Below are 6,211 nucleotides of genomic sequence, written 5' to 3'. Positions count from 1 at the left end.
TGCCGAGCCGGTATAGATCTTTATCTGTCATAGTCACCAACATAAAGTCTGCATCCTGAGCTAAGCCTGAGGAGATCTAAGGTTAGTTCAGGGACGACATCTGTGAATTGTTCCGTACGACATTAGCGCTTTGGAGTAACAATTAGAGTGCACATAATGTATATTATGTTAAATGAGATATCCCAGAACGCACTCAAACACGATTATTCATCTCACCTGCCTCCATTTACACTGCGCACATTCATTTTCATTACTCCAGGACATCCCGCCGTCGTCTACAGTTAGATCAATCAACCTTAATTAGAACAACTTACATCATGGGCTTTTCACTGACGACTCACCTGTTTGCCCGCTTGCGGTTACTGATTTCGATTGCTGCTGGCGTGATTTGCTATTTTGTTCTGCCCGCACAGTTAGGCACTTTGCAACGCATCTTGATTGGCTGGAATGTTGTGGCGTGGCTCTATTTGATGTTTATCTGGGTTCGTATGATTCGTACTGATGTTAAAGACATTCCACAGATTGCCAAAATCCAGGACCAAAGCGCGGCGTTGGTTTTGGGCATTGTCATCTTTGCCTGCTTGATTAGCATTGTGGCGATTTTGAGTGAGCTATCAACGCTGCACGATCTTAAAGGTACGCCGCGTGTGCTGCATCTGTTGCTGACAGCCATGACGCTGATTGTGTCGTGGGCGTTACTGCCCAGTTCCTTCGCCATGCATTACGCTCATCACCACTATTTACACCGCAGCAAAAACGTCACGCCGATGATTTTCCCTGAAAAACCCGACGATCCCGATTATTGGGATTTCCTCTATTATGCATTTACCATCGCCGTAGCCTCACAAACTGCGGATGTGGCAACCGGCACCACCGGCATGCGTAAAATCACGCTGCTGCAATCAGTGATCTCATTCATCTTCAATTTGGCAATCTTAGGTTTATCAGTCAACGTGGCTGCCGGGTTGCTGAGCTGAATATGCAGCAGCGATTGGGCTATCGACGCCCTTTTATCACCGACGCTTTCCAGTTGAAATCACTGACTTCGCTCTCTTTGAGTGATTCGGGTTTCTTACGGCGCGTCGGCGTCTTTTTGGCTTTCTCGGCCAACGCTTTCTCTTTGGCCAACTTGGTGGTCATCACTTGTTGACGGGCTTCCGCCGTAAACTCTTTCTCTTTTTTGGCATCCGGCTCTTTGCCGCTGCGCTGGCGATACTTTTCAACTAATCCTTTATACGCTTCTTCAACCGCTACACGTTCAGTGAGGTTGAATTGATCGATGGAGATCATTTTCTTGTCGTTCATATCATCGTCCATTAGTAGATTTCCCAGCGACAAGTGTACAGCATTGAGCCAGATTTACCGGTAATGATCATCGCAGCATTGCTGCCTGACGGGCTTTCTTGTAACCTTCCCCGTCACCATTTTGAGGATTTCCTATGAACGATCAGCGCTCCAAAGATCCCTTGCATGGCGTTACGCTTGAGATGCAAATCAATGCGTTAGTCGCGCACTATGGCTGGGCTGAAATGGCTAAGTTGGTCAATATCAACTGCTTCAAAAGCGATCCCAGCGTCAAATCCAGCCTCAAATTTTTACGCCGTACGCCGTGGGCGCGTGCTGAAGTTGAAGCGCTGTATCTGGATTCTCTGGACGATTTCGTCGCGAAAAATAATGATGAAACGGATTTCAATCCGTGGACCGCGGGCCGCAACGAAAAAGAGTGAGTTAAATTGTCGATTTAATCGGCAGCGCTACGTGATTTTTGGCCTATCATCGCCCTGCTTTCTTTCCAGAATTCACGTAGCGACGCCATATCAATTTGCCCTTCTCACGTTAACCCTCTGTTGTCGTTAAACCTTCTATTATTATCCGTGTCAGCTATTTTGTTGCCTTTATTAAAGGAGTGCGCAGGATGACTAAGCGGAAACTGTCGAATAAAAAGGCCGATAAATCAGGGCCGGATCTTGAAGCCCTTCGCCGTCACATTCGCGCTAAGGGTGCGGAATACCTAAAAGATCGGAATATCACTTCGGTCGGCATCGGTCATAAAAATGGTAATGGACCTCTGTGTATTCAGTTTACCGTTGGGATGAAAGGTGATGCGGTAATTGAGGCCATCGGTAGCGCGCGGATACCCGAAGAGTTAGAAGTGGAAGGGAAAATGATTCCTACTGATGTGATCCAACGCTCTTTTACCCCTTCATTTAAAATTGTCCAGCCCGAACAGCTTGATGAACGCCGCCAGAGAATTGATCCCATCCGCCCGGGCGTTAGTGTCTCGCACTTCACGGGCACCGCTGGGACAATTGGACTTATTGTTTTTGATCGCAAAACTGGCGCACCCTGCATCCTTTCTAACTGGCACGTTCTGCAAGGTGACGGTGCAAAGATAGGTGAAGCGATTGTTCAGCCTGGCCCTTTCGACAACAATAATATTGAGCAAAATACGGTTGGCACACTGCTGCGCAGTCATCTTGGACCGGCTGGAGACTGCGCTCTCGCCAGTATCCGACTGCGTGATTACGATGCTTCGGTGCTAGGACTGGATGTTGTTCCCACGCGCATGGCTCGCGTCGAGCTTGGTGATATCCTTGTAAAATCGGGACGCACCACCGCCGTCACTCATGGCGTGGTACGCAGAATTGACGTGATGACGCGCCTCAATTATGGAACATCGGCTGGCGAGCAAACCATTGGTGGTTTCGAAATTGGTCCAGACGAGGCGAATCCAGCACCGGACGGAGAAATCAGTAAAGCCGGGGATTCTGGTTCTGCGTGGCTGATTGCAGATAAAGATAAGGCGACCAACATTTTTGCCGGCCTGCATTTTGCGGGGGAAGCCGGTGGCAGCAGCGATGATTATGCGCTGGCTTGTTATCCATTGTCGGTGCAGAAGAAGCTCGACTTTCAGCTTAAACCGCCATCAAATGGAGCGGCAAGCCTAATGATTGAAACCGCCGTGGCCCGCATGGGTTACCAAACGGATTTCCTCGGCGTATCGGTGCCAGAACCCGGCTTATCCACGGCGTTGAAACGCGACGCGGTGAACTTCGAACGCCGCCAGACAATTCCCTACACTCATTTCTCGGTTTGCCTGAGCGCCTCGCGCCGCATTGCGCGCTATGTTGTGTGGAATATTGACGGCGCTCGAATCGTCAAACTTCCCCGCCAGGGTTTTTCTCTCGACCCCAGAATCGACGCAAAATATCAAACGGGTGACGAGGCTTATCGCGATAATCGGATAGATCGTGGGCACATCGCGCGCCGTGCTGACGTATGCTGGGGCACTATCGACGAGGCCAGTCAGGCCAATGCTGATTCCTTTTATTTCACCAATATCGCACCGCAACATGAAAGCTTTAATCAGTCATCTCGCCATGGTTTATGGGGAGAACTGGAGAATTTAGTCTTCGACCAGGCCGAGGTGCAAGACCTAAAACTCTCGGTTATGGGTGGCCCGCTGTTCGCCGATGATGATCCCGCTTATCGCGATATTCTTCTGCCACGCGCCTTTTGGAAAGTCATCGCCTATTGCGCCAATGACGGCGGTCTGCGATGCTCGGCTTTCGTTTTGTCCCAAGACAAACTCCTCAGTAATTTGGAAAGTCTCGACCTCGATCCTTTCCGCCTTTATCAAGTTAGCGTGGCGGATCTGTCTGAACGCACCGCGTTAGATTTTTCCGCGCTCTCAGCCGCCGATGTTATGCAACATCCCGCGCTGGTAACCCGCAAATGCGTCTCTGAATCGGAAGCTGTCGCGGTACGTGTTCCCAAGACTATGGTGGAAATTAACTCGTCAGGCGAAATTATGTTTTGAGGTTCTATCGTACCCCGGGAAGTCAGACAGGCTCGCTTTGCTGCTGTAATGGCACAAAGCGGGTCTTTTCCCTATACTACCGCTCCTAAACTATTAAGGAGATTCTAATGGCACGATGCCTTGCACTGTTTCGTTCACCCGGAAGTTACTGCTTCCTGCCTCTCACGCTGATGCGCGTTGCTTTTGGTTTGTTTTTCTTCGCATCCGGCTTTAACAAAGTTTTTGTTCCTGCAAATCAGGCGCTGATGCTGGAAACCATCACCGAAGCGGGTATTCCCTTTCCTGAAGTGATGTCGGTGTTTGTCGCCAGCTGCGAAACCTTGTTTGGATTGATGTTGGCGTTTGGCTTGCTCACGCGTTTGGGTGCGCTAGTGTTGATGATCATCAGCTTGGTGGCGCTCTCCACCGTGGGTTTACATCATATCCCCGACGGCCTCAACTTACTGACCTGGTATAGCTGGTTGCTGTATCTGCCTGAATCCAGTTACATTTTGATGTGCGTGATGCTGATGGTTCAAGGTTGCGGCCCCTGGGGCATCGATCGTTTGATCGCTCAACGCTGCTCGCAGTAATAATCCCATTAATCGCTGGTATTGCGTGTTGAGCGCATGCCAGTGATTTCCCCCTGTTTTCTCCTTCACAACCTTGCTCGCGTCATCACATTTTCCAATGGCTGATGGTGTTGTAACTTTGTATCTCGCGTGACAATATCGCTACATGTATATACATGTAGCAGCAAGATAACAACGCCAATACTAACAATAACTCACCCTATTGAGACGCTTCAGCGAGGAAACTATGTCAGCCGAATCATCTGCAGCAGATTACCGCGGTGCCGATAAGCAGCGCCTATCCGAAACGCGATCCATTGATTACATTCCCGCAAGCGAGCGTCACGGACATCCTTTCAGCCAGTTCACATTGTGGTTTGGTGGCAATCTGCAAATCACCGCGATTGTTACCGGCGCGCTGGCGGTGGTGTTGGGCGGCGATGTGGTGTGGTCAATTATCGGTTTGTTAGTTGGGCAAATTGTTGGCGCGGCAATTATGTCACTGCACGCCATCCAGGGGCCGCGACTCGGATTGCCGCAGATGATCACCAGCCGCATGCAGTTTGGTGTATTTGGTGCCGTGATCCCGCTGGCGCTGGTGTGCATCATGTACGTCGGATTTTCTGCCAGCGGCACGGTATTGGCGGGCCAAGCGCTGGCGAAACTGATCAATACCAGCAACGCGACGGGCATGATGTTGTTCAGCGCCATAATTGTCGTGATTGCCGTGCTGGGATATCGCGTCATCCATAAGCTGGGAAAAGTGGCCAGCGTGATTGGCATCCTCGCTTTTGTTTATCTGTTCATCACGCTGCTGACAACGCATGACTTAGCCGCCGTGTGGCAGAATCAGCATTTCACTATTGCTAACTTCTTGCTTGCCGTTTCACTGTCGTCGTCCTGGCAGATCGCCTTTTGTCCGTATGTTTCTGACTATTCGCGTTATTTACCTGCTAATGTTTCAGCCAAAAAACTCTTCAGCTCAGTGTTCTTTGGCACCGTTTTAGGTACTCAGGCCTCGATGACATTGGGCGTCATTGTGGCGGCGATTGCGGGAACGGCCTTTTCAGGTAATGAAGTCGGTTACATCGTCGGTTTAGGCAGCAGCGCAACGATGGCAATGGTGATCTATTTCGCCATCTGCTTTGGCAAAATCACCTTTACCACACTCAATGCGTACGGCAGTTTTATGTCGCTGACCACCATTGTTTCGGGATTCCGCGCGAAAACCTCGCTGAGCCGCGGTGGACGCATTCTGTTTGTGGTGCTGATGGTGGCAGTATCTTGCATCATCGCCTTGTTGAGTGAACCCGCCTTCCTGAAATCCTTCACCCATTTCTTACTGTTTTTACTGGCCTTTTTTGTTCCGTGGAGCGCAATTAGCCTGACTGATTTTTATCTGGTCACCAAAGGCAGAGTTGATGTTCCAGCGCTGTCGCAGCCGAATGGTCGTTATGGACGTTGGAATGGAATTGGCATTGTGGTCTATTTCTGCGGCGTATTGGTGCAACTGCCATTTATTGATAATCCGTTGCATCACGGTTCGTTAACCTGGATTTTTGCCGGCAACGACGTGTCGTGGATCATTGGCTGGTTGGTGACGGCACTGCTATGGTTACTGGCCAGCAAATGGGATCGTCGTGGTAAATTAACGCAATCTATTTACCCGAATGAGTGACATTGTCAATTAATCTTAAAGAGGTGGTCGCCATTAAGGTACAAACCGGCCACATGGGTAACACTTTAGACCGGGCACATGGGTAACAGTTATAAACGGCATAGCAGAGGAGACTCACTATGCCCTGGACTGAGAAAGTATCCATGCAGCGCCTTCAATTCA

The 6,211-nt window shown here is 49.9% G+C and carries 6 protein-coding genes; 5 read left to right on the top strand and 1 reads right to left on the bottom strand.

Going from position 1 to position 6,211, the window contains the following annotated elements:
• Positions 1–317 precede the first annotated feature (317 nt).
• Positions 318–977 (top strand): DUF1345 domain-containing protein, encoded by a 660-nt coding sequence (locus ABDW13_RS23040; RefSeq protein WP_343554831.1) that lies wholly within the window; start codon positions 318–320, stop codon positions 975–977.
• Between the two features lie 19 nt (positions 978–996).
• Here ABDW13_RS23040 and ABDW13_RS23035 read toward each other — a convergent pair whose 3' ends face one another.
• Positions 997–1,305: a hypothetical protein gene (locus tag ABDW13_RS23035; protein ID WP_343554830.1), complete on the bottom strand. Its 309-nt coding sequence runs from the start codon at positions 1,303–1,305 to the stop codon at positions 997–999.
• A gap of 134 nt (positions 1,306–1,439) precedes the next feature.
• Here ABDW13_RS23035 and ABDW13_RS23030 point away from each other — a divergent pair, with 134 nt between their 5' ends.
• The 4 genes from ABDW13_RS23030 to ABDW13_RS23015 all read left to right on the top strand — a co-directional run bounded on the left by ABDW13_RS23030 (position 1,440) and on the right by ABDW13_RS23015 (position 6,049).
• Entirely contained in the window at positions 1,440–1,727 is a 288-nt protein-coding gene (locus tag ABDW13_RS23030) for a VF530 family protein (protein ID WP_343554829.1), read from the top strand.
• 188 nt (positions 1,728–1,915) lie between these two features.
• Positions 1,916–3,820 (top strand): DNA/RNA non-specific endonuclease, encoded by a 1,905-nt coding sequence (locus ABDW13_RS23025; protein ID WP_343554828.1) that lies wholly within the window; start codon positions 1,916–1,918, stop codon positions 3,818–3,820.
• Between the two features lie 107 nt (positions 3,821–3,927).
• A complete protein-coding gene (locus ABDW13_RS23020) occupies positions 3,928–4,392 on the top strand; it encodes a DoxX family protein (protein ID WP_343554827.1) in 465 nt (154 codons plus the stop codon).
• Between the two features lie 226 nt (positions 4,393–4,618).
• Positions 4,619–6,049: a cytosine permease gene (locus ABDW13_RS23015; RefSeq protein ID WP_343554826.1), complete on the top strand. Its 1,431-nt coding sequence runs from the start codon at positions 4,619–4,621 to the stop codon at positions 6,047–6,049.
• Positions 6,050–6,211: the final 162 nt, after the last annotated feature.

It is taken from the genome of Pantoea sp. (genome assembly GCF_039594315.1).
Lineage (GTDB): Bacteria > Pseudomonadota > Gammaproteobacteria > Enterobacterales > Enterobacteriaceae > Pantoea.
This window is presented reverse-complemented; position numbering and strand designations above follow the sequence as displayed.

Coding starts and splice junctions, on each gene's coding strand:
- ABDW13_RS23040 (WP_343554831.1), top strand. CDS start 318: ATGGGCTTTTCACTGACGACTCACCTGTTTGCCCGCTTGCGGTTACTG.
- ABDW13_RS23035 (WP_343554830.1), bottom strand. CDS start 1,305: ATGAACGACAAGAAAATGATCTCCATCGATCAATTCAACCTCACTGAA.
- ABDW13_RS23030 (WP_343554829.1), top strand. CDS start 1,440: ATGAACGATCAGCGCTCCAAAGATCCCTTGCATGGCGTTACGCTTGAG.
- ABDW13_RS23025 (WP_343554828.1), top strand. CDS start 1,916: ATGACTAAGCGGAAACTGTCGAATAAAAAGGCCGATAAATCAGGGCCG.
- ABDW13_RS23020 (WP_343554827.1), top strand. CDS start 3,928: ATGGCACGATGCCTTGCACTGTTTCGTTCACCCGGAAGTTACTGCTTC.
- ABDW13_RS23015 (WP_343554826.1), top strand. CDS start 4,619: ATGTCAGCCGAATCATCTGCAGCAGATTACCGCGGTGCCGATAAGCAG.